Origin of the sequence: Dyella sp. AtDHG13 (genome assembly GCF_003201105.1) — a bacterium.
In the GTDB taxonomy this organism is placed as follows: Bacteria; Pseudomonadota; Gammaproteobacteria; order Xanthomonadales; family Rhodanobacteraceae; genus Dyella; species Dyella jiangningensis_B.
On the sequence record NZ_QICJ01000003.1, the window covers coordinates 330,473 to 354,297 of the forward strand.

Annotated in this window: 16 protein-coding genes and 1 pseudogene; 8 read left to right on the forward strand and 9 right to left on the reverse strand. The window is 65.8% G+C overall.

Features of this window, described 5'->3' with window-relative positions:
- Positions 1 to 142: 142 nt before the first annotated feature.
- Together ppc and BDW41_RS07580 are read left to right on the forward strand one after the other, a co-directional pair.
- A complete protein-coding gene (gene ppc, locus BDW41_RS07575) occupies positions 143 to 2,848 on the forward strand; it encodes a phosphoenolpyruvate carboxylase (RefSeq protein WP_074545866.1) in 2,706 nt (901 codons plus the stop codon).
- A 137-nt stretch (positions 2,849 to 2,985) separates the two neighbouring features.
- On the forward strand, positions 2,986 to 3,951 hold the full coding sequence (locus tag BDW41_RS07580; RefSeq protein ID WP_074545863.1) for a glutathione S-transferase family protein: 966 nt from the start codon (positions 2,986 to 2,988) through the stop codon (positions 3,949 to 3,951).
- Between the two features lie 72 nt (positions 3,952 to 4,023).
- Here BDW41_RS07580 and BDW41_RS07585 read toward each other — a convergent pair whose 3' ends face one another.
- The gene (locus tag BDW41_RS07585) at positions 4,024 to 5,895 is read right to left on the reverse strand and encodes an ATP-binding cassette domain-containing protein (protein ID WP_074545860.1); all 1,872 of its coding nucleotides are present in this window, start codon (positions 5,893 to 5,895) and stop codon (positions 4,024 to 4,026) included.
- Between the two features lie 402 nt (positions 5,896 to 6,297).
- On the opposite strand from BDW41_RS07585, the gene BDW41_RS07590 reads away from it, so the two are divergent.
- Positions 6,298 to 7,407, forward strand: a complete 1,110-nt coding sequence (locus BDW41_RS07590) for a D-alanyl-D-alanine carboxypeptidase family protein (protein WP_074545856.1) — start codon at positions 6,298 to 6,300, stop codon at positions 7,405 to 7,407.
- A gap of 409 nt (positions 7,408 to 7,816) precedes the next feature.
- On the opposite strand, the gene metK is transcribed toward BDW41_RS07590, so the two are convergent.
- Together metK and BDW41_RS07600 are read right to left on the reverse strand one after the other, a co-directional pair.
- A complete protein-coding gene (gene metK, locus BDW41_RS07595; RefSeq protein ID WP_074545853.1) occupies positions 7,817 to 9,016 on the reverse strand; it encodes a methionine adenosyltransferase in 1,200 nt (399 codons plus the stop codon).
- 256 nt (positions 9,017 to 9,272) lie between these two features.
- Positions 9,273 to 11,102, reverse strand: coding sequence for an FAD-binding oxidoreductase (locus BDW41_RS07600; protein ID WP_074545849.1), 1,830 nt, complete (start codon positions 11,100 to 11,102; stop codon positions 9,273 to 9,275).
- 178 nt (positions 11,103 to 11,280) lie between these two features.
- Here BDW41_RS07600 and BDW41_RS07605 point away from each other — a divergent pair, with 178 nt between their 5' ends.
- The gene (locus BDW41_RS07605; protein ID WP_074545846.1) at positions 11,281 to 11,976 is read left to right on the forward strand and encodes an SGNH/GDSL hydrolase family protein; all 696 of its coding nucleotides are present in this window, start codon (positions 11,281 to 11,283) and stop codon (positions 11,974 to 11,976) included.
- Here the strand turns inward: BDW41_RS07605 and BDW41_RS07610 are convergent.
- Together BDW41_RS07610 and BDW41_RS07615 are read right to left on the reverse strand one after the other, a co-directional pair.
- Positions 11,970 to 12,791, reverse strand: a complete 822-nt coding sequence (locus BDW41_RS07610) for a class I SAM-dependent methyltransferase (RefSeq protein WP_074546379.1) — start codon at positions 12,789 to 12,791, stop codon at positions 11,970 to 11,972. The genes BDW41_RS07605 and BDW41_RS07610 overlap by 7 nt on opposite strands.
- A gap of 56 nt (positions 12,792 to 12,847) precedes the next feature.
- Positions 12,848 to 13,702, reverse strand: coding sequence for an alpha/beta hydrolase (locus BDW41_RS07615; protein WP_233496803.1), 855 nt, complete (start codon positions 13,700 to 13,702; stop codon positions 12,848 to 12,850).
- Positions 13,703 to 14,295: 593 nt separating this feature from the next.
- Between BDW41_RS07615 and BDW41_RS07620 the strand changes: the two are divergent.
- Positions 14,296 to 15,273 (forward strand): annotated as a pseudogene (locus tag BDW41_RS07620) (CsgG/HfaB family protein).
- 43 nt (positions 15,274 to 15,316) lie between these two features.
- Here BDW41_RS07620 and dusB read toward each other — a convergent pair.
- Together dusB and BDW41_RS07630 are read right to left on the reverse strand one after the other, a co-directional pair.
- Positions 15,317 to 16,303, reverse strand: coding sequence for a tRNA dihydrouridine synthase DusB (gene dusB, locus BDW41_RS07625; protein ID WP_074545839.1), 987 nt, complete (start codon positions 16,301 to 16,303; stop codon positions 15,317 to 15,319).
- A 41-nt stretch (positions 16,304 to 16,344) separates the two neighbouring features.
- Positions 16,345 to 17,613: a nucleoside permease gene (locus BDW41_RS07630; protein WP_074545836.1), complete on the reverse strand. Its 1,269-nt coding sequence runs from the start codon at positions 17,611 to 17,613 to the stop codon at positions 16,345 to 16,347.
- A gap of 222 nt (positions 17,614 to 17,835) precedes the next feature.
- On the opposite strand from BDW41_RS07630, the gene rhtC reads away from it, so the two are divergent.
- The 3 genes from rhtC to BDW41_RS07645 all read left to right on the forward strand — a co-directional run bounded on the left by rhtC (position 17,836) and on the right by BDW41_RS07645 (position 20,805).
- Positions 17,836 to 18,462 carry a threonine export protein RhtC gene (rhtC, locus tag BDW41_RS07635; protein ID WP_074545834.1) on the forward strand — a complete coding sequence of 209 codons (627 nt, stop codon included), beginning with the start codon at positions 17,836 to 17,838 and terminating at the stop codon, positions 18,460 to 18,462.
- Between the two features lie 158 nt (positions 18,463 to 18,620).
- Positions 18,621 to 19,373, forward strand: coding sequence for a hypothetical protein (locus BDW41_RS07640; protein WP_074545830.1), 753 nt, complete (start codon positions 18,621 to 18,623; stop codon positions 19,371 to 19,373).
- Between the two features lie 43 nt (positions 19,374 to 19,416).
- Positions 19,417 to 20,805 (forward strand): XVIPCD domain-containing protein, encoded by a 1,389-nt coding sequence (locus BDW41_RS07645; protein ID WP_083337456.1) that lies wholly within the window; start codon positions 19,417 to 19,419, stop codon positions 20,803 to 20,805.
- Between the two features lie 61 nt (positions 20,806 to 20,866).
- On the opposite strand, the gene BDW41_RS07650 is transcribed toward BDW41_RS07645, so the two are convergent.
- The gene (locus BDW41_RS07650) at positions 20,867 to 22,237 is read right to left on the reverse strand and encodes an FAD-linked oxidase C-terminal domain-containing protein (RefSeq protein WP_074545826.1); all 1,371 of its coding nucleotides are present in this window, start codon (positions 22,235 to 22,237) and stop codon (positions 20,867 to 20,869) included.
- A gap of 39 nt (positions 22,238 to 22,276) precedes the next feature.
- A complete protein-coding gene (locus BDW41_RS07655; protein ID WP_074545823.1) occupies positions 22,277 to 23,773 on the reverse strand; it encodes an alpha/beta hydrolase in 1,497 nt (498 codons plus the stop codon).
- Positions 23,774 to 23,825 lie beyond the last annotated feature (52 nt).

Below are 23,825 nucleotides of genomic sequence, written 5' to 3' on the forward strand. Positions count from 1 at the left end.
AGGCACTGGATTCCCGCCTTCGCGGGAATGACGGGCTTGGGGGAACACGCGGTGACGGTTGGTTTGTTTCTTTTGCCGCGATGCACAAATCCCTCCCGCTTGGGGTAGTCTTGGACGTCCAGACATCCGCAACGTGGCATCGATGAACCAGCACCGCAGTCCTGAGTTCGCCCCGCACGACGCGCCCCTGCGCGAAGACGTCCGCCGCCTCGGCACCCTGGTCGGCCATATGCTGGCCGAGCAGATTTCCCCGGCCTTCCTTGACGAAGTGGAGCGCATCCGCACTGCCGCCATCGCGCGCCGCGTGGAAAACGGGCCGCTCGACGAGCTCGGCGGCCTGCTCACCGGCCTGGACACGGACAAGGCGGAATCGCTGGCGCGCGCCTTCGCCACGTATTTCCAGGCGGTGAACATCGCCGAACGCATCCATCGCATCCGCCGTCGCCGCGACTACCAGCGCGAGGGCGGCGCGCCGCAGCCTGAATCCCTGCTCGACGTGCTCACGCGCCTGAAGGCGCAGGGCGTGGAGGCGGGCGAGCTGATCGAATGGCTGGAACGGTTGCAAGTGGAACCGGTTTTCACGGCGCACCCCACCGAAGCCGTGCGCCGCTCGCTGCTGGAGAAAGAGCAGGCCATCGTGCGCGCCCTGGTCGACAACTTCGATCCCACGCGCACGCCGCAGGAGCGCAAGGAGGACGACGACCGCATCTTCATGGCGCTCAGCGCCGGCTGGCAGACGGCCGAAGCGTCCGCTGTCAGCCCCACCGTGCAGGACGAGCACCATCACGTCGGCTTCTATCTCGCCAACCCCATCTATCGCATCGTGCCGGCGCTGTACGAGTCGCTGGCCGATGCGCTGCAGTCCGTCTATGGCGTGGCCGTGCCGATCCCGCGCCTGTTGAGCTTCGCCACCTGGGTGGGTGGCGACATGGATGGCAATCCCAACGTGGGCGCCGCCACGATCGCCAACAGCCTGTCCACGCAGCGCGCCCATGTGCTGGAGCACTACATCGAGGACATCGCCGGCCTGGCGCGCCTGCTGAGCCAGACGGAAGATCGCGTGCCCGTCGGCAGCGAGCTGGCCAGTCGCCTGTTCGACTATCGCGTGCGCTTCCCTGTCGCGGCCGCCAAGGTGCGTCCGCGCCACGCGGACATGCCGTACCGCAGCCTGCTCACCATCATCGGCGCGCGCCTGGAAGCCACGCTCGACGACGGCCATCCCGAGGGCTACACCTCGGTCGACGAACTGCTGGACGACCTGCACCTGATCGCGACCAGCCTGATCGACCATCGCGGCCTGCATGCCGGCGCGTATGCCGTGCGCCGCCTGATCTGGCGCGTGCGCACGTTCGGCTTCCACCTTGCGCGACTGGACGTGCGTCAGGATTCGCGCGTGCACGACGATGCGCTGTCCCAGTTGCTGCGGGATGAGGAATGGACCTCGCGCGACGCGGGCGAACGCGCCGAGCGCTTGCGCCGCTACGCCGGCGGCGAGGAATCGCTGCCCAACAGCGACGACGCCAACGCCGTCGCACTGCATGAGGTGTTCGCCACGCTGCGCGAGGCACGCGGCCGCTACGGTGTCGCTTCCTTGGGCCTGTATATCATCAGCATGGCGCGCTCGGCGGCGGACGTGCTTGCCGTGCTGGCGCTCGCGCGCTACGGCGGCCTTACCCATGAAGGGCGCGTGCCGCTGGACGTGGCGCCGCTGTTCGAAACCGTGGACGACCTGGCCAATGCACCCGCCACGTTGCGTGCCTTGCTGGACGATCCCGTCTACCGCGACCACCTCGCCTCACGCGGAAACCGCCAGTGGGTGATGCTGGGCTACTCGGATAGCGGCAAGGACGGCGGCACGCTGGCGTCGCGCTGGGGCTTGCAGCGCGCGCAGGTGGAGCTGCTGGAGGTGGCGGCGGAGGCGGGCATCCGGCTTTCCTTCTTCCACGGCCGAGGCGGCTCCGCCAGTCGCGGCGGCGCACGCATCATGCCCGCGTTGATGTCATCGCCGCGCGGCTCGGTGGCCGGCGTGCTGCGCGTGACGGAGCAGGGCGAAGTGATTCACCGCAAGTATGGCATCCGCGCATTGGCCCTGCGCAACCTGGAGCAAACCGTCGGCGCCGTGCTTCGCGCCTCGTTGCGCCCGCGCACGCAGGAACCGCGCGAAGACCTGTGGCGCGAGCGCATGAGCCGCCTGGCGGCACGCAGCCGCGAGCACTATCGCGCGTTCGTCGACCGCGAGGGTTTCGTCGACTATTTCCGCTCCGCCACGCCCATCGACGTGATCGAACGCATGACGCTTGGTTCGCGTCCGTCGCGCCGGCGCAGCATGCGCGGCGTGCAGGACCTGCGCGCCATCCCATGGGTGTTCGCGTGGACGCAGTGCCGCTCGATCCTGCCCGGCTGGTACGGGCTGGGTTCGGCGCTGGAATTCGGTGTCAAGGAATATGGCGAAGCAGCCATGTCCGAGATGGCCCACGACTGGCCGTTCTTCGCCAACATGCTCGACGACGTGTCGATGGTGCTGGCGAAGTGCGACCTGGGCATCGCCGAGGCGTTCTCGAGATTGGCCGGGTCGTTGCACGAGCCGTTCTTCGGCCTGATCCGCGACGAGTTCGAGCGCACGCGCCACTGGCTGATGCGCCTGAAGAACAACGACGCGCTGCTGCAGAACGCGCCACGGCTTGCCACATCGATCGACCTGCGCAACCCCTACGTGGACCCGATGAGCCTGCTGCAGGTGGACCTGCTCAAGCGCTGGCGTGAAGGCGGCGAGAGCGACGATGCGCTACTCGCCGCGCTGGTGGCTTGCGTGAATGGCGTATCGCAGGGTTTGCAGAATACGGGTTGAGCAAAGCGACTTCCGACATGGAGCGAGTGTGGGCTAAGCGCTTCATGCGCTGTAAGTGCTAGCGGTTTCCATCGCATTTTGCTTGAGAAATCGACAAGAGGCCGCCATGACTTACCGACTCCATCAAGGAATAGCCAATGATCACGTTGTATCAGTTGCGATGGTCGCACTACGTAGAGAAAGTTCGTTGGGCGTTGGATATCAAAGGTCTGGCATGGCAGGCCGTGGATGTCGTGGCCTACAAAAAGGAGGAGATGCGGCGCTTTTCCTGTGCGCAAACGGTTCCACTTATCCATGACGCATCTACCGGCGTTGCCATCAGTGATTCGTCCCCGATCATTCGCTACCTGGATGAGACCTATCCTGACAGGCCCCTTCTTCCCCATCAGCCCACTGAACGCGCCGAAGCCTGGCAGTGGATGTTGCGGCTGGACTCGTCGCTGGGACTCTATGCGCGGCGCCTCGGCTACACCCAATTGATCATGGAATGTCCGCAGGTGCTGCCTCGACTTTTCCTTCCCGATGTGTGTGGTGGGCTTTTCACCCGCCGCGGTTGGCGTTCGCTGGCTGCGCCAGTCCTGGGAATGCTTCTGATAAAGCGCTTCCGTTTCGATCGCAACCGTCATGATCGTGTCTATGAGCAATTGGAAGCGCTTCTGCTCTCGTTGGCCGACCGGCTGAAGCGCCAAGCTTTCATTGTCGGTGCACGGCTGAGCGCGGCGGATATTACCTTGGCAACGCTACTTCGCCCGTTGCGTATAGTGCCCTACTTCAGTCACCACCCCGGTCTGCAAAGTCTGTTCGCGTGGCAGTCCAGATTGTTCCGCGAGTACGGTCGCGAACCCGCGCTCTTGTATGAAACCTTGATCGAGGCGCAACGTCGACATTGCGGGACCATGCGGGCAGGAGTGGGCTGGATGAGTCGCGAACGGTTTGCGCCGGCGACTGCCTTGGACGAGGCGTTGACGGAGGCTGTCAATGATCAGCACCCCGTCAACTCATTCAGTCTGTTCGGTGCCCTGCCAAGCTATGTGAAGCTGCGTTGGTTCAGTGGTGTCCGCAGGATGGCGTACGCGCCGTCGCCGCATATGACGCACCCATGACCCTCGCGACTGTGCAATGCCGCTGCGTTTCTCGCGAGGCTCGTGATCCAGTTTGAGAGGCGGTGATACCGCTCAGCCGTCCAATTCCGCCCACCGCGCATAGGCGGTATCGAGCTCAGACTGCAGCTTGGCCAGCGCCTCGTTCGCCTTCATTACCGCGGCGTTGTCCTGCTTGTAGAAGTCCGGGTCGTTCATGGCCTCGGTGCGTGCGGCGATGTCCGCTTCGAGCGCCTCGATGCGGCCGGGCAGTTGTTCGAGTTCGCGGGCGTCCTTGTAGCTGAGCTTGCGCTTGGCCTCAGCGGCGGGCGCGGGGCCCTGCGCGGGAGCGGCGGCCCGGGTCTCCGCGGGCTTGGACACGGACGCGGCAGGAGCAGGGCGCTGGCGCAGCCAGTCGCTGTAGCCGCCGACGTATTCGCCGATCCTGCCTTCGCCCTCGAGCACCAGGGTGCTGGAAACCACGTTGTCGAGAAACGCGCGGTCATGGGACACCAGCAGCAGGGTGCCCTGGTATTCGGTGAGCAGCTCTTCCAGCAGTTCCAGCGTTTCCACGTCCAGGTCGTTGGTGGGTTCGTCCATCACCAGCAGGTTGGACGGCTGCGCGAACAGCTTGGCCAGCAGCAGGCGGTTGCGCTCGCCGCCGGACAGGCGCGTGATCGGCGCGCGTGCGCGTTCCGGCGAGAACAGGAAGTCCTGCAGGTAGCCGATGATGTGCTTGCGCGTGCCGTTGAGCTCGATGTACTCGCGTCCTTCGGCCACGTTGTCCAGCGCGTTGAGCTGGTCGTTGAGCTGCACGCGGTGCTGGTCGAAGTAGGCGATCTGGATGCCGGTGCCGAGCGTGGCGTGGCCGCGTTCGGGCTTGAGCTCGCCCAGCATGATCTTCAGCAGCGTGCTCTTGCCGGCGCCGTTGGGGCCGATGATGCCGACGCGGTCGCCGCGCATGATGGTGGTGCTCAGGTTCTCGATCAGCACGCGGCCGCCGTAGCTCTGGTGCACGTGTTCCAGGTCGATCACCTTCTTGCCCGACGCCTGCGCGTTGGCCAGCGTCATCTTCACGTTGCCGGAAAGCTCGCGGCGCTGCGCGCGCTCCACTCGCAAGGCCTTCAGCGCGCGTACGCGTCCTTCGTTGCGCGTGCGTCGCGCCTTGATGCCCTGGCGGATCCACACTTCTTCCTGCGCGAGCTTCTTGTCGAAATGCGCGTTCGCCTGTGCTTCGGCGTGCAGGCGTTCCTCGCGGCGGCGAAGGTAGTTGTCGTAGTCGCCCGGCCAGTCGGTGAGCTGGCCGCGATCGATCTCGACGATGCGCGTGGCGAGCGCGCGCAGGAAGGAACGGTCGTGGGTGACGAAGATGATGCTGCCTTCGAACTGGCGCAGGAAGTTTTCCAGCCAGCCAATGGCTTCGATGTCGAGATGGTTTGTGGGCTCGTCGAGCAGCAGCACGTCGGGCTTGCGCACCAGCGCCTGCGCGAGCAGCACGCGGCGCTTCATGCCGCCGGAGAGCGCCGCGAAGTCGGTGTCACCGGGCAGTTCCAGTCGCGCGAGCACGTCGGTGACGCGGCGGTCGAGATCCCAGCCGTGCTGTGCTTCGATCTGCGACTGCACGTCGCCGAGTGCGTCCATGTCGCCTTCGGCAAGCAGGTGATGGTAGCGCGCGAGCAACTGGCCGAGATCGCCCAGGCCCTGCGCGACGACGTCGAACACGCTGCCCGCGGTGTCCTGTGGCACCTCCTGCGCCATGCGCGCGACGACCACGCCGTTCTGCACGCGGATCTCGCCATCGTCGGGCTTCAGGTCGCCCGCGATGAGCTTCATCAGGGTGGATTTGCCTTCGCCGTTGCGACCGACGATGCACACGCGCTCGTTCGCCTCGATGGAGAGGTCGACGTGTTCGAGCAGGAGAGGGCCGCCGATGCTGAAGTCGACGCGCTGGAGTTGGATAAGAGACATCCCGCCATTTTAGGCGATGTGCCGCTGCAACCCATCAGGCAGAGGCGCGCTCAATACCGCGGGCGCGCGGCCGATAGGCTCAGTGATCGTCGTGTGGCGCCGTCGACGGAATAGGGAAAGCCCTGGCAAGGTCGTTGCTTTTTCTAGCGAAAAAGTGGCGACTTTCAGAAAAAAGGACTTTTCCCTTACACCTTTTGAGGGCACACTCACTTGACACGTAGACAAAGCTTTCACAGTGAAATTTACGTTACGACGGCGCCCGGGGCGCCGTTATCATTTTATCGTCCATGGAAACATGGACTTATGTGATGTAATTCAAGTATTGTCTGGGCCTGTGGCGGTGGCGTTGCAGTTCAGGGTTTGTAACGCCGGTTGAAGCGGCAGCGGAAGCGAGGAATCGGGGTGGCTATCAAGTCCAACACGCCGGCCAGGGGGGGTACCTGGCGTCAAGGTCTGTTCGCACTGCTCGTGAGCGTCGCGGGCGGCTTTGCGAGCATGGCCCACGCGGGCGACGCCGCCATCGTCATCAACGAGGCCGACGGCCAGGTCATTACTGCGGTCAACGCGGACGAGCCGAACCATCCGGCGTCGCTGGCCAAGATGATGACGCTGTACCTTGCCTTCCAGGCCGTGCAGAACGGCACGCTCAAGATGGACCAGGAACTGCCCGTGTCCTCGTGGGCCGCTTCCAAGGCGCCGACCAAGCTCGACCTGCGCAGCGGCCAGACCATCACGGTCGAGGATTGCGTGCTCGGCATGATCACCAAGTCGGCCAACGATGCCGCCACCGTGGTGGCCGAAGGCCTCGGCGGCAACGAGAGCCACTTCGTCGAGATGATGAACGCCCAGGCCCAGCTGCTGGGCATGAGCAACACCCGCTTCGCCAACGCCTCGGGCCTGCCCGACCCGGAAGACACCACCACGGCCCGCGACATGAGCAAGCTGGCCATGGCGCTGTACCACGATTTCCCGCAGTACTCGCACTACTTCTCGACCAAGGACTTCATGTTCCGCGGCCGTCTGGTGCGCGGCCACAACAACCTGATGGACAAGTACCCCGGCATGGACGGCCTGAAGACCGGCTTCACCAACGCCGCGGGCTACAACCTGGCCTCCACCGCCGTGAAGGACGGCCGTCGCCTGTTCTCCGTGGTGATGGGCGGCCGTACCGCGGCCTCGCGTGACCGGCTGATGGCCCGCCTGCTCGACGACGGCTTCGAGAACCAGGAAACGCCGGCGTCCCTGGTCGCCCAGGCTGGCGAAGCGCCGGCTGCCGTGGCCTCGTCCAAGGCCCGCCGCACCAAGGGCGGCGTCGCCGCGGCCAAGGCTACTGCCGTGGCGGATGCTTCGACTTCCCGCCGTCACCACCGCCGCGGATCGAAGACGGAAGCCGTCGCCAGCGCGGCGACGTGCTCGAAGAAAAAGAAGGGCGCCACGTGCCCGGCAACGACCGCGCGCAACAAGGTGGCGGGGCAGAAGGTCGCTTCGGCGGGGGCTTCGCCGGATAAGTGAGTGTGGGATTTCACCGGATCAGCAAAAAAGGCCGCGCAAGCGGCCTTTTTGCTTTGCTCCCTCTCCCCTTCGGGGAGGGTGCTCGCGATAGTCTGCCCTAAGAGCCGTCATTCCTGCGAAAGCAGGAATCCAGTGCCTTTCCGTGGACTGAGGAGAGGTTGAAAGTCGCTGGATTCCTGCTTTCGCAGGAATGACGGTGAGGGGGAGCCATCGTTGAGGCAGGATTGCCCCCTCACACCAACTCTCTCCTCGCTCCTCAAAACCGCGGCCATCCCTGGCCGCTCCCCGCGTGCCCCGGAGGGGAGAGGGAGCAAATCAAAAAACAACTCTCTACCGCGCGTAGAGGGCACGAAGCAAAAAAACGGGCCGCTTTCGCGGCCCGTTTTTTTCACACCAAAGCAAGCCTCGCTTACTTCAGCTTGGCATCGGCGCGCAGCGCCTCGGCCTTGTCCGTCTTCTCCCACGAGAACGTGGAGTAGACCTTGCCATCCGGGCCCTTCACTTCCTGCGGGGTGCGGCCGAAGTGGCCGTAGCTCGCGGTCTGCTGGTACATCGGGTGGATCAGGTCGAGCATCTTGATGATGCCGTACGGGCGCAGGTCGAAGTGCTTGCGGATCAGCTTCTCGATCTTCTCGTCGGCGATCTTGCCGGTGCCGAAGGTGGTGACCGAGATGGAGGTCGGCTCGGCCACGCCGATGGCATAGCTCACCTGCACTTCGCAGCGGTCGGCGATGCCGGCGGCCACGATGTTCTTGGCCACGTAGCGGGCGGCGTAGGCGGCCGAACGGTCCACCTTCGACGGATCCTTGCCGGAGAACGCGCCACCGCCGTGACGGGCCCAGCCGCCGTAGGTGTCGACGATGATCTTGCGGCCGGTCAGGCCGCAGTCGCCCACCGGGCCGCCGATCACGAACTTGCCGGTCGGGTTGATGTGGAACTTGGTGCCCTTGTGCAGCAGCTTGGCCGGCAGCACGGGCTTGAGGATGTGCTCGCGCACGGCCTCGATGAGGTCCTTCTGCTTGATGTCCGGATCGTGCTGGGTGGAGAGCACCACGGCGTCGATGGCGGTGGCCACGCCGTCCTCATAGCGCAGGGTGACCTGGCTCTTGGCGTCCGGGCGCAGCCACGACAGCGGCGAGTTCTTCTTCTTGCGGATCTTGGCCTGCTGCTCGACAAGGCGATGCGAGTAGTAGATCGCCGCCGGCATGTAGTCCTTGGTTTCGTTGGTGGCGTAGCCGAACATCAGGCCCTGGTCGCCGGCGCCCTGTTCTTCGGGCTTCTTGCGGTCCACGCCCTGGTTGATGTCCGGGGATTGCTTGCCGATCAGGTTCAGCACGCCGCAGGTCTCGCCGTCGAAGCCGACGTCGGATGAGTCATAACCGATGTCGGTGATGACCTTGCGGGTCAGCGCTTCCAGGTCGACCCAGGCGCTGGTGGTGATTTCGCCGGCCACGATGGCCACGCCCGTCTTCACCATCGTTTCGCAGGCCACGCGCGCACGCGGATCCTGCGCGATGATCGCATCGAGGACGGCATCGGAGATCTGGTCGGCGACTTTGTCCGGATGGCCTTCGGAGACCGACTCGGAGGTGAAGAGGAAGTTGCTCATCGCGGGTTATATCCTTCCTTACGGATAAAGAGATAAAAGAGGGTGGCGCATCATACACGGCCTACCCCCGGTTTGCAGCCTCAGCATGGGGGCCGCATATGACGATTTCATGCCGATTCAGCCATTTGGACGGCTTTGCGGCCCTTTCCCGGGGTCAGCCCGGATACGCCAAAGCCGCCCGGTGGGCGGCGGCGCGAGCGGTCAGGATACCCCAAGGGTGTCGCGGGGGCGGTGGATGGGCCGGGCGAGCCGGGCGTCAGGCGTTTTGCCGCAGGCGGGTGAAACCATCGTCGCTCCAGCCCTCGCTGCCCACGCCGTGGCGGACGAAGAACAGGCCTTCCGGGTCGTAGCGGCGCTTGGCGGCGGCCAGCCGCGGATAGTTGGCACCCCAGAACGAGGCCTGCCAGTCGCGCTCGAAGTAGTCGCTTTCGGAGACGTAGGAGCCGGCGCCCGGCGCCACCTTCAGCAAGGCATCCGCGCAGCGGTCGATGCCGGCCTTATCGTGGCGCGCGCGGTCCAGGTCCGGCCCGTCGCCGGGCATGCCGGGAAAGGCCGGGTCGCTCTCGCCGCCGGTGATCATCAGCGCGAAGGCGCCCATCGCGCCGGGGTTCATCGCCGTGTCGCGCGATCGCGCGATGGCCTCGGCCGGCGCGCCGGCCAGCCCCTTGTTGAAGTGCAGCGAGAAATCCCACTGGCGCACGGCGGCGAACAGCGCATCGGCCAGCCGGTCGAGCTGCCGCTCGTCCAGCAGGGACTGCGGCAGCCACGCGGAACGGTAGCCATGGATAAACTGCCCGACCTGTCCCTCGTCGCCGGCCCAGAACACATGGTCGCGCGGCGCGCCGGGGCGGCGGTCGGCCCGGATGAGATCAGGCGCGTGGGCGCGGAAAAAGTCCGCATCCCAGAAGTGGCGGGCAGGCATGGCGAATACCTGCACGTCATCGTGGATGTGCCAGTCGGAGCGGGCGCGCACGGCGGCGAGATAGGGCGCCCAGACTTTCTCCGCCTCCTGCTGGCTGAGGCCCTGGAACACCAGCGACAGCTTCACCAGGTTGCCGCCGCGGAACGTGATCTGCTCGCCCCAGTGCGGATTGAACAGGGCGTCGCGATAGAAGCGCATGGTGAAGGCGATCAGCGCGCGATAGGCCTCGTCGGTGTCGGCCTTGATCGCGCCGAACACCGCGCCGAAGGTCTCCGGCAGCTCGTGCGTGCGCAGCGTCAGTCGTGTCACCACGCCCAGGCTGCCGCCGCCACCGCCCTTGATGCCCCAGAACAACTCCGGATCCCGGTGCGGATTGACCACGCGCACCTTGCCATCCGCCGTCACGATTTCCGCTTCCAGCAGGTTGCTCGACGCGCTGCCGAAGTTCTTGGAGAAGCTGCCGAAACCGCCGCTTTGCACCAGCCCAGCCACGCCCACGGTGGTGCAGCCGCCGCCCTGCACATAGCGCCCGCCCTGCGTGGTGACGGCGTTGTAGGCGTCGATCCACATCGCGCCGGCTTGCACCGAGACGGCGGGCACCGGCGCCTGCCGGCCTTCGCCGCCTTGCGGGACGAAGGCGTCGTGCGGGTCCACCGCATTCATGTGGCGCGTCCAGACCAGCAGCGAGTCCGGCGCGGCCGACGTGCCCTGGTAGCTGTGGCCGCCGCCTTTGACCACCAGCCGCAGATGGTGCTTGCGGGCGAAGTTCACGGCGGCGACGACATCCTGGGTGTTCTCCACGGCCACCGCGTAGGCGCTGGGATGCGATGTCCACGCATCGACCCAGCCGCTGGTCTGGGTGAGCGCCGGCTGGTCGCCGATATAGAACGGGTTCTTGATCTGCGCGAGCGCCTCCTGGCATTCGGCGTTCTGCGCGCTGCAGGCCTGGAACGGCGAGTGCAGCGCCTGCAGCCGGCCGCCCACCGCGTTCTTGAGCTGCTCCCATTGCGCCGACGTCGGCCAGCCGGGATCGCCCGGCCGCACCCGTGAACGAAGCCCGGCGGCCGCCGGGCCGGCGTCCAGCGCGCGGGCCACGGTGGGCGACAGCGCCCACGGCAGCAGCGGAAGCGTAAGGGCGGCCTTGAGCAGATCGCGGCGATGCATGGCGGATTCCTGGGCTGGACGTGATGACGTCACTCTGGACGGAGCCGGCGCCGGAACAAGCGCAAGGTGATGAACGGCACCCGTTGGGGGACGAACGGAGGGCTGGCGGGGTCGGCGTTGGACATACCTGCCAAGACAGCCATAATCGAAAGCTCCCCATCTCTACTGGAGCGAGCGGATGAAGCGACTGACCGGGCTGGCCTTCCTGCTGATCTCCCTGGTGGTTTCAGCCATCACCCACGCGGACAGCGCGCCGCCCTCGCACTGGCAGCCGGACATCGCCGCCTTCGAGGCCAGCGACCGCATCCATCCTCCGGCCAAGCATGGCGTGCTGTTCATCGGCAGCTCGTCCATCCAGTTCTGGAAGTCGCTCGCGCAGGACTTTCCCGGCATCCCGGTGATCAACCGCGGTTTCGGCGGCTCGGCGCTGCCCGATTCCACCTATTACGCCGACCGCATCGTCTGGCCGTACCAGCCAAAACTGATCGTGATGTATGCCGGCGACAACGACATCAACGATGGCGCCACGGCGGAGCAGGTGCTGGCCTCGTTCCAGAAGTTCGTGGCCCGCGCCCGCGAAGGCGTGCCCGGCGTGCCCATCGTCTACGTCTCCATCAAGCCGAGCATCGCCCGCTTCAACCTGTGGCCGAGCATGAAGGCGGCCAACGACAAGATCCGCGACTGGGCCGCCACGCAGCAGGGCGTGCGCTTCGTCGACATCGCGCCCGTGATGCTTAACGCCCAGGGCAAGCCGCGTGCGGAGCTGTTCCGCCCCGACGGCCTGCACATGCTGCCGGCCGGCTATGCGCTGTGGATCGCCGCGCTCAAGCCGGTGCTGGCGGATTACGGCTTCGTCACCCGGCCCGCTCAGTAAACCAGCGCCCGCGCCTGCACGAAGGCGAAGAAGAACACCGCGTTGGGGTCATTGCGCACGGCCTGCAGTTCGCGTCGCATGCCTTCGACGGTGGCGGTGTCCACCTGGCCGGCGGCCACCAGTTGGTCGGCCGCCGACAGCAGCAGTTCTTCCCAGAACTCGATCATTTGCTTGCGCTTGCCCGGCTGGCGGTTGTCCAGGTGGAAGTTCTTCACCTCGGTCTGCACGTCGCTGTAGCCGCCGGCCAGCAGAAGGTTGCCCAGCTTGGCGCCGATGAACGGATCGCCGCCGCTGTCGTACTGATGATCGTTGAAGGCCATCCAGTAGCGCAGCAGGTTGGGTGAATACGGATCGAGAAAGAACGAGGCATTGAGCACCTCGGTGACGTAGATCACCGCGCCGGGACTCAGCACGCGCCGCAACTCGCTCAGCACCCGCGCCGGGCTCGGCATGTGTTCCAGCACCCAGCACAGGTAGGCCGCGTCGAAGCTGCGGTCGGCAAAGGGCAGGTCGGTGGCGTCGGCCAGTTGCAGGTCATAGCGCGCCGTGCACCAGGCGGTGGAGGCGAGATTCTGCTCCGCCGCAGCCAGCTGCGCGGGGGAGCGGTCCACGCCGGTCACGTGCAGGTTGGGAAAGCGGCGCAGCAGGATCTCCGTCTGCGCGCCGACGCCAGAGCCCACCTCGAGCAGGCGCGTGGCTTCGCTGTAGTCGATGCGGCTGAACAGGATGGACTCGAACATGCGCGCCTGGCGCATCAGCCGCGACTGCTCTTCGGACGAGAAGCCGTGGATATAGGGGAATTCACCCGTGACGATGCTGTTCACGGCGGCAGCCCTTAGGTTGGCGAGTGCTGGCTGCCACGTTACGCCGGTCACCGTCTAGGGAAGGTCGGCGCCTGGCTCAGGGCATGCGGGTGCGACTGGATGAAGGACAGCACGTCATGCAAGGTTGGCGCGGCGTCGTGCATCGGGCGCGACAGGGCGAACAGCAGCGCTTCGTGCCCCAGGCCGGGATAGGTGCGCAGCGTGCTGTCCTCATGCAGCGCCTGCGTGGCCCGATAGAGCGAGATCGCGTTGGAAGGCTCGACCTCGCCGTCGTCCGTGCCCTGCAGCAACAGCATGGGCGGCTCGGCGCCGCGCACGTAGGACACCGGCTGGCCGCGCCGTTGCTGCGCGGGCGTCGCGCCGAACACGCCGAGCATGATGGGATCGTCCTGCGGCACCGGCACGAAGTCGTAACAGCCCGCGAGGCCGATCAGGCCGGCCAACTGCGCAGGCGCAAGCCCCTGCGCGCCCAGCCATTCCGGATCGGTGGCGAGCAGGGCGGCGATCTGCCCACCGGCCGAGTGGCCCATGACGAAGATATCATCCGGTGCGCCGCCCAGTTCGGTGGCGTGCGCGTGCGTCCAGGCCACGGCACGGGCGGCGTCCTGCATGAAGCCGTCCAGCGTAACGCCGGGATATTTGCGGTAATCCGGCACCACCGTCACCACGCCGCGCGCGGCGAGAGCTGTGCCCACGAAGCGATACCACGCGCGTTCGCCACGCACCCAGGTGCCGCCGTAGAAGAACACCACCACGGGCGCGTGCGCCGCGTGCTCCGGTGCGTAGACGTCAAGCGCGAGTCGGTGCTCCGCGTCGAACACGATGTCTTGCCGGGTGGCGATGGCGCGATGTTGGTCGGTGGCGTTGAGCCCGGCGAACAGCGTGGCTTCGCAGCCGCCCAATAGCGACGCGACAAGCAGAAGGGAGCAGCTCCATCTCCTTGATGGCTTTAGCCGGTGCGAGAGCGACAAGCGCATGGGAATCGACGTGGCGGCAGTTGCGACATAATGCCCCGAAGCGTTGCGCAATGTATGCGGCATGCGTTGGTCACGAGTCTATGTGATGGGCACGAGCCGGCGTTCATCTGCGCGGTAACTGGCGCTGATCGCAACACATGCATGGCGCGCTACGCGGCTCTCGACCCTGCAACCGGCTTCAGTGTGCTGGCTGCGAGGGGCTTCGTATGCCCCTTAGCAGTTATTGGGTGCAAATGCCATGAGCGATTGGCAATCTGATCTGTCCGCATCGCGCGCCATAACTTCCGTGTTCGAGTCGGTTCGAACGAGTCAGCAAATTGAGCGGATTTCGCTGACGTAAATAACATCCTACAGATGTATCCAGGGCTGCTGTCCCTCCTGCAACCTTGTCGGGATGTGGCCAGTGTTACACGAGACCTCGACACCGCGGCCACGTTGCCCATATGCGGGTGATCCCGCCACCGGCCGGTGGTCGGGTTTGTTGAAAGGGGCTCGACCAGATACGAAGGGGAGTTTGAATGAACAGTCGCTGGAAGCGCCACATCGGTGCCGTGGCTCTCTGCGGTACGGTTATCGCGGTTGGAGGCTGCGCTACAACCGCTGCGGATATCAAAGACTCGCGCACAAGCGCCCAGGACCAGCGGGTCCAGAAGGAAGCACAGATTCCCGTGTGCACGCACAAGCTGGGCTCAATCGCCGTGCAGGAGCCCGAGGCAGCGACGAACTGGTAGACGGGGCAGCAGTTGCCCGCGCCCACCCGGTTGATCAAGGTGTTCGTAAGCAAGTCTGGTTGTTTCACCCTCGTCGATCGCGGTGCCGGCATGGATGCGGCCATGCGTGAACGCGAGTTGGCCGCCGGCGGCGAGTTGAGGGGTGGTTCCAACCTCGGCAAGGGGCAGGTGAAGGCCGCCGACTACGTGCTGGTACCTGATCTGATTTCCAGCAACCGGAATGCCAGTGGAAGCGCCATCGGCGGCCTCTTTGGTGGCCTTATCGGAGGCACCGCAGGGGCGGTGGCGAGCAAGATCACGCTTAACTCCAAGACAGCCGATGTGGTCCTGACGCTGACGGACGTGCGTTCTTCCGAGCAGGTCGCGATGGTGGAAGGCAATGCCAAGAAAACCGACTTGGGCTTCGGCGCCGGCGGCGCGCTGTTCGGTGGCAGCGCCTTGGGTGCCGCAGGCGTGGGCGGTTATGCCAATACGGAGATCGGTCAGGTGATCACCCTGGCCTATCTGGACGCCTATACCAAGATGGTGTCGCAGTTGGGTGGCCTGTCCGGAAATGCGTCGCAATCCAACGCCCGCCAGGCGGTGACTGTGACGACGCCCGGCAAGCTGCTGAACAGTCCTGGTGGCGGGTCCGCTGTGCGTAATGTCACCGTTGGCATGGTGCTGTATCCGACAGGCAACAAGCAGGGCGCCATGTGGGAAGTGGAAGACGAGTTGGGCAACAAGGGTTGGATCAATTCCACCTTGCTGCAGTTGTCCAGGTAATCGTTGTTCCCCGGGTCGCCATCGGGCGGCTCGGGGTTGCCCCTCAGGCCGCGAGGCGCACGCCTTGCTGCAGGCGGTCGAAATATTCGCGCGTCAGGCGCAGCTGGTCCTGGGCGTTCTCGGCGCGGTTCACTACGTCGCGGAACGCGGCGTTTTCCGCACGATCCTTCGCGTACCAGCCCAGGTGCTTGCGCGCGATGCGCACGCCTTGCAGCTCGCCGTAGAACGCGTAGAGATGTTCCAGGTGATGCACGAGGATCTCGCCCACTTCGGCGGGCGTGGGTTCCGGCAAGGTTTCGCCGGTGGCGAGGTAATGGCTGATCTCGCGGAAGATCCACGGCCGGCCTTGTGCGCCGCGGCCGACCATCACGGCGTCGGCGCCGGTGACGTCGAGCACGTGCTTCGCCTGCTGCGGCGAGACCACGTCGCCGTTGGCGAGAATCGGAATGCGCACGCTGGCCTTCACCGCGGCGATGGTGTCGTATTCCGCTTCGCCCTCGTACTTGTCCGCGCGCGTGCGGCCGTGCACGGCGAGCGCGGCGATGCCGGCGTCCTCGGCGATCTTCGCGATGGTCAGCGCGTTCCTGTTCTGGCGATCCCAGCCGGTGCGGATCTTCAGCGTCACGGGCACGTCCACGGCATCGACCACGGCCTTCACGATGCGCGCGACCAGCGGCTCGTCCTGCAATAGTGCCGAGCCGGACCACACGTTGCAGACCTTCTTGGCCGGGCAGCCCATGTTGATGTCGATGATCTGCGCGCCGTTGTCCGCGTTGTAGCGCGCGGCCTCGGCCAGCATGCCGGGGTCGTAGCCGGCGATCTGCACGCTCACCGGCTCGGGCTCGCCATCGTGATCCATGCGCTGGCGGGACTTGCGCGTCTGCCACAGGCGCGGATCGGCGTTGGTCATCTCCGAGACGGCCAAACCCGCGCCCAGCCGTTTGCACAGCAGGCGAAAAGGCTTGTCGGTGACGCCGGCCATGGGCGCGAGCACCACGGGCGGGTCGATGCGGTAGGGGCCGATCTGCATCCGCCTATTGTACCCGGGCGGCGGAACGCCCGTGGAAAGGCCTAGTGCGCGGCCTTGGCGGCCAGCGCACGCGCGGCCTGCGGGTCGTGCTTGTGCTTGAACAGCACCATGAACAGCACGGCCACGATCAGCGAATAGCTCGCGAAGGTCATCCAGATGCCGTGCCAGTCCTTGCTCTGGTCCGGGTGGGTGAAGAACGCCTCGATCACCAGGCCGCTGATCGAGCTGCCCAGCACCGCGCCGATGCCGTTGGTCATCAGCATGAACAGGCCCTGCGCGCTGGCGCGGATCGACGGATCGCTCTGGCCTTCCACGAACAGCGAGCCGGAGATGTTGAAGAAGTCGAACGCCATGCCGTACACGATGCACGACAGCACGATCATCCACAGCCCCGGGCCCGGGTTGCCATAGGCGAACAGGCCAAAGCGCAGCGTCCACGCCAGCATGCTGATCAGCATCACCGTCTTGATGCCGAAGCGGCGCAGGAAGAACGGAATGGCCAGGATGAACAGCGTTTCGGAAATCTGCGAGATGGACATGATGATTGCCGGGTACTTCACCGCCATCAGGTCCTTGTAGGCATCCATCTGCGCGAAGTCGTGCAGGAAGGTATCGCCGTAGGCATTGGTGAGCTGCAGCGACGCGCCCAGCAGCATGGCGAACAGGAAGAACACCGCCATGCGCGCATCGCGGAACAGCTTGAACGAGGTCAGGCCGAAGGTATCCAGCCACGAGTGGTTGTCCCTGCGCTGGAAGCGCGGCGGGCAGGGCGGCAGCGTGAACGCGTACAGGCCCAGCGCCAGCGCGGCGCCGGCGGCCACGTAGAACTGGCCCGAGGAGGTTTCCAGGCGCAGCAGGCTCACCGTCCACAGCGCGGCGATGAAGCCCACGGTGCCCCACACGCGGATCGGCGGATAGTCGCGCACCACGTCCTTGCCATCGCTCTTGAGCGCGTTGTATGCCACCGCGATGGAGAGCGAGATGGTCGGCATGTAGAACATCATGTTGAGCAGCATCACCCAGAACATCAGGCCGGGCGACTGGATCATCGGCACCGCGCACAGCACCGCCGCGCCGCAGATGTGGAAGATGCCGTAGAGCTTCTCCGCGTTGATGTACTTGTCCGCGATCACGCCCGCGATGGACGGCATGAACAGCGAGGCGATGCCCATGGTCGAGAAGATCGCGCCGAACTGCGCGCCCGACCAGTGCTTGGTCTGGAACCAGTACGCACCGATGGTGATGAGCCACGACCCCCATACATAGAATTGCAGGAAGTTCATGGCGGTCAGGCGCAGTCGCAGGTTCATCAGCGTATTCGTGTGCTTCAAGCGGTGGTGGACGAAGGGGAGGCGCGCTGCTGCCACAGGCCGGGTATGGGCCGGGCCTGGCGGGGCGAGCCGAAGATCCCCTGCAAACGGCCTGGAACAGCCCAGTACCGTGCCAAAATAGCGGCAGACTAGAGGACCGCCGCGGTGGCGACAAGCTGCGTCGCCGCGAATGGGGCGGTTCGACTTTCCCGGGAGACCCTCGTGAGCCTGTTCCTGACCATCGCCCTGGTGCATCTGGTAGCCCTGTCCAGCCCGGGGCCGGATTTCTTCTTCGTGTCGCAGACGGCGGTGAGCCGTTCGCGGCGGCAGGCCATGTTCGGCGTCGTCGGCATCACGCTGGGCGTGGTGGTGTGGTCGGCGCTGGCGCTGGCGGGCCTGCAGCTGGTGCTGCAGCGGCTGGCCTGGCTGGAGCGGCTGATCGCCGTCGCCGGCGGGCTCTACCTGGTGTGGATGGGCGTGAAGATGCTGCGTGGCGCGCTCAAGGCGCCCGCCACGACGGGCGAGCCCGCGCAGGCCCTGCAGCAGAGCGACTGGGCCACCTTGCGTGCCGGCCTGCTCACCAACCTGTCCAATCCCAAGGTGGTGATCTATTTCGGCAGCGTGTTTTCCGCCTTCCTGGGGGACCGCGTGGATGCCGCCACCCGTTGGGGGCTGTGGACGCTGGTGATCGTGGAAACCCTGTTGTGGTTCACCCTGGTGGCCGGCGTGTTCGCCTTGCCGGCCATGCGCCGGGGCTATTTGAAGCTCTCGCGCTGGATCGACGGCTTCGCCGGAGCCGTGTTCGTGGCCTTCGGCCTGCACCTGATCTTCGCCCGGCGCGCCGTCTGAGCGTTGGCCTGGAGAAGCATGGATTGCCCATGAACGAGGGCGCCGGGTTCGACCTGCGTCGCGATTTTGGTGCGGAAAGGCCATGTACACTCGGCCGGTGCGGTGTCGCCGCACCGGACCGTGCAGGGGGCGTGGCCGCATCAAGCATGGAGATGCTCATGGAGAAAACAGCGATCGCAGGCGTGCTCGCCTTGTCGCTACTGTTGGCCGGCCACGTTGCCGTTGCCCGTGCCGACGCCCCGTCCCCCGACGTGAACGCCATCGTCAAGGCGGTGATGGACGATCAATACGGCAACCAATACGACAGCAAGCACGCCTGCTGGACCTTCGCGCACACCTCCGAGCAGGGCAATGCGCTGACCTACTGCATGAGCGCGGGCAAGCCGCAGGTGGTGGATACCGCCAAGGGCAAGCTGCTCTACGTCTATGCGGCCAACCGCTACGACATCCACGACGACGATCGCTACAGCTACGGGCATGTCGACCCGGGCCTGATGGGCGCCTTCGCGATCAAGATCGATGCGAAGGGGCAGTGGACCTACCAGTCGCTCGACAACGCCCTGGAGTTCGGCTCCAACGGCTATTGCGGCTGCAACAAGGCCGAGTTCGTGCAACTGAGCCAGCAGAGCGACTACGGCTGGCTGTTCACCAGCGGTGGCGTATTCCAGGGGACGGTCGTGGCCGACTACAACATCGTGATGGCGCACAAGGGCGGCTTCGTTGACGTCAGCAAGATCCCGCAGGTCAGGGAAGCCGCGCAGGACGTCCAGTACGACGTCAAGGTGGCTTCCGCCGGCGCGGGGATGTTTCCTCTTAATGTGACCAAGTCCAAGGGTGGCGCGACGGTCAAGTCATTCCAGGTGAAGTTCGATCCCAAGGCATTCGCCTACGTGTTGCCTGCCGGCGACTGAGCGCGAAAGCCTCGCACATCATTGACTATTCAAGGACGAAGACATGTCAAACACCACCGACGAACGTTGGGAAACCGCCAGGCAGGATCTGGCCAACGCCGCCGCCCGGGCGGGTGTCGATCCCGGCGTGCTGGCCAAGATCGCCGGCTTCGAATCGCAGTACAACCCGCATGCGCGTCCCATCGCAGGGCACAAGCATGCGGAATTGAATTCGGTGACGCAGTTCGACGGCGTCAAGGCGATGTCCTCGGCGTATGGCTACGGCCAGTTCACCAACGACACCTGGGCCGGCATGGTGCGCCAGTACGGCGAAAAGTACGGCGTGGCCGACGCCCGCCACCTCACCGTAGCGCAGGCCAATGCACCCGCCTTGCGCAACGACACGGCGCTGCAGGCAGGCATGCTGGCGGAGTTCACCCGCGAGAACGTCGTCAAGGGCGCTTGGCTGGGCGGGCAGGATGCGGACGCGAACGTGTACGCCTTGCACAACCTGGGCGGCGCGGGAGGCGCGGCGTTCCTGAAGGCCGTGCGCGAGCATCCCAACGAGCGTGTGGACGCGGTGCTCTCGGCCAACGTCATCAAGCGCAACCCGGGGCTTTATGGCGACGGCAGCGGTACCGTCGAGGCCGCCTATCAGCGGATGGGGCAGCAGATGAGCCGCTACGAGCGTTATGCGGAAGACATCCGCCATGTCGCGCCGGGACAGACGCCCGCCGCTTCCCTGTCGCAGCCATCGCCAACGCATGTTCCGGAACATGCGCGCGTTGCGCCTTCGCACGCACCGCACGCATCAGATGTGCTGAAGGAGGGCGCGCATGGCAGCGACGTACGCGCGTTGCAGGAACAACTGGGCAAGCTCGGTTATACCGGCGAGCCCAAGGGCAGCCTGCGTTCGGACGGCCATTACGGGCCGGTCACGCGAGGCGCGGTGGAGGCCTTCCAGCGCGATCATCATCTGACGCCCGATGGCATCGCCGGCCCGCTGACCCGGCGCCAGCTCGACAATCAGGTCCGCCTGCATGCGCAGGACACGCCGGCGAAGGCAACGCCATTGAACGATCCTGCCCACGCGCAGCACGCCTTGTTCCAGCAGGCCATGTCGGGCGTTCGCAAGATCGACCAGCAGCAGGGAAGACCGTCCGACCAGCACAGCGAGAACCTGGCCGCCGCACTGGCTGCCGCTGCGCACGGCAAGGGTTTGTCGAAAATCGATCACGTCGTGATGAGCGACGACGGGCGTCAGGCCTGGGGCGTGCAGGGCAGCCTGAATTCGCCGTTCAAGCAGATGGCGCCCGTGGACGTGGCCCAGGCCGTCCATACGCCGGTGGCGCAGAGTTCGGAAGCCGTTGCGCAGGCTGCCAAGCCAACGCCCGAGGCGCAGCAGCCGGCGATGAATGTGTTGCAGCCCGCGGTCGAGGGGCCGCATCGCTGAGTGGAAACAGGCGTGGGCCGCGTGGGCGGCCCTACGCTCTACGATGCTGATACGGCGCGCATCAGGGCAGCAACTTGCCCGGATTGAGAATGCCCTGCGGATCGAACGCCGCCTTCACGCCGCGCATCAGATGCAGCGTGGATGGCTGCAGCGCGAGAGGCATGAACTCCTTCTTGACCAGCCCGATGCCGTGTTCGCCGGACAGCGTGCCTTCGAGCGAAATCACCAGCGCGAAGATCTCCGCGAGACAGGCGTGCGAGCGCTCGCGCTCTGCGTCGTCGCGCGGCAGCAGGTTCACGTGCAGGTTGCCGTTGCCGGCATGGCCGAAGCTGACGATCAGCACATCGTGCTTCTTCGCGAGCGCCTTGATGCCATCGACCAGCTCCGGCAGATGACTGACGGGAACCACCACGTCCTCGTTGATCTTGTTCGGTGAGATGGTGCGCTGCGCAGGCGAGAGCGCCTTGCGTGCGGACCACAGGGCCTGCGTTTCCTCGGCGGTTTCCGCGACGCGCAGGTCTTCCAGCCCGTCGCCGCGCGCGGCGCGCGACACGGCGTCCACAGCGCTGGGCAGCGTTTCCGGTTCGCCGTCCACTTCGATCATCAGCATCGCGCCCGCCAGCGGCACGCCCTCGCCACCGTAGTTGCGCGCAAGTTTCAGCGCGACATCATCGATGAATTCCAGCGCGCACGGCGTCACCGGCTGCGCCATGATGCGCGCGACGGCGCGCGCGGCGGCCGATACGTCGCGGTAGGTGGCGCGAAGCGTGCGCAGCGCGGAGGGCTTGGGCGTGAGCTTGAGCGTGGCCTCGGTGATCAAGGCCAGCGTGCCTTCCGAGCCGATCAACAGACGTGTGAGGTCATAGCCCGTGGCGCCCTTGCTGGTGTACGTGCCGCAGCGGAAACCTTCGCCCGTGCCGGCCACCGCGCGCAGGCCCAGCGTGTTCTCGCGGGGGCTGCCGTACTTCACTGTGCGCGGCCCCGCCGAGTTGCAGGCCAGATTGCCGCCGATGCTGCACCAGGGCGATGACGACGGATCCGGCGGCCAGAAGAAACCATGCGGCTTCAAGGCCTGCTGCAGGTCGCCGTTGAGTACGCCGGGTTCCACCACGGCGAGCCGGTTGTCCGGATCGATGCGCAGGATGCGGTTCATCCGCTCGAAACTCGCCACCACGCCACCTTCCACCGGTACCGTGGCGCCGGTGGTGTTGGTGCCACGCCCGCGTCCGATCAAGGGCACGCGGTGTTCGCGGCAGGCCCGCACCAACGCTTCCGTCTGCTCATGCGTGGTGGGAAACACCACGGCATCGGGCAGGGCGTTGCGGCGTGAGTTGTCGTAGGCATAGGCGAGGCGTTCGGCCATGCCGGTGGCCATCGCGTCGCCGGGAAAGTGTTCACTCAGCGCGCTGAGCAGGGCGTCGGGGAGATTCATGGCGCCAGTATCCCACTCTCCCGCGCCGATCGCCGCCCGTCAGTTGGCCTGCGGCGCCGCCATCTTCACGGGCGGCGGCGTGACCTCAGCCGGCAGCAGGGCATCGACGCGCTGGCGGATATACGGATAGAACGGGTTGGAGCTGACACGCAGGATGTCGTTCAGATTGAGGATGAGCGCGCCACGCTCGCCGCGCGGCGCTGCCGTGCCCAGGCGGATGCCGAAGTTCTCCGACATGTCGGGTTCGGTGCCGTACAGCGGATCGTTCGAAGGAAACGGCAGAGCGATGTGCGACAGCGAGAAGATGTCGTCCGGATACAGCATGGGCAGCGGCGTGCTGGTCACCGTGGTCTGGCCGGCCTCGGTGGTGCGCGCCACGGTGTGGTCGTCGTTCTCGGCGGCGTTGGTGATGACGGTGGTGCGATACGCCTGCGGTCCCGCCGGCAACATGCGGCCGAGCGCAGTGAGCGAGCTTGCCTTGAGCAGGGTATCGAAGCGGTGATCGCGATTCACGTCGAACAGCACCACCTCACTGCCATTGGCCGGCACGTGGGCGTACAGCGTGCGCATCACCGCAGAGGCGCTCACCGTATCGTCCACCACGGACTGGAAGGCCAGGATCGGCGGCAGGCGCGAAAGCTGCTTGTCGTGCGCCATGCGCAGCATCTGGCTGCGGATCGCATCGGTCAGCAGATACGACTGGCGCGCCGCGTTCACCGGGAACGAGTTGTACTTGTACGGGTTGTACTCCGGCAGAAGGTCCAGCCACGCCGCCTTGGCGAAGCGCGGCAGCATGGCGGGCAGGCCGGCGAGACCGGCAAAGCGCGCGAAGCGGGTGACGCCGATCATCGGCGAGAGCAGCACCAGGCGTGTCGGCATGGTCAGCTCGTTATGCTCGCAGGCATCCAGCGTGTACTTCACGGCCAATGCGCCGCCGTTCGAATAGCCCACCATATGGATCGGCGCATCCGGCCCCACGCGCCGGCGCGCTTCGCGCATGGCTAACCGCGTGGCGGCCAGCCAGTCGGGCCAATCCACCTTGGTTAGCGCGGCCGGCACGGTGCCGTGGCCGGGCACGCGCAGGCCGATGGCGACGAAGCCGTGGGCGCGATAGAGCTCCGCGATATCGCGCAGGCTGTACGGCGAATCGGTCAGGCCGTGGATAAGCACCACCGCGCCCACCGGCTTCCCCGCCGGTTCCAGCACATACGAGCGGTTCCAGTCGTGGGCGAAGTGGCCGGGATACATCGGCGCGCCTTCGAAATACCGGTTGGAGCTGACCCGCTGGGCTGGCGCGAGCTTGTCGGTGATCTGCGTCTTCACCTCGTCGAACGCGCGCTGCTCGGCGGCCAGATAGCCGGGCCAGTCGGTGGCGTCCAGCTGCGCGGGTGTCAGTTCATCGGGGACAAAGGTCTGCCACGGCGCCAGCGGATCGCCCTGCTGCGAATCCCAGGCACGGATGCCCAACAGAGAAACGAGGAAGACCAGGACGACGATGGCCGTCCATTTGCCCAGCTTGATCAGCACCCGAACCATGGCGTCCCCGCGAACGATGCCGCCGGTGGCGGCTGTTCGCAGCAGTCTGCCT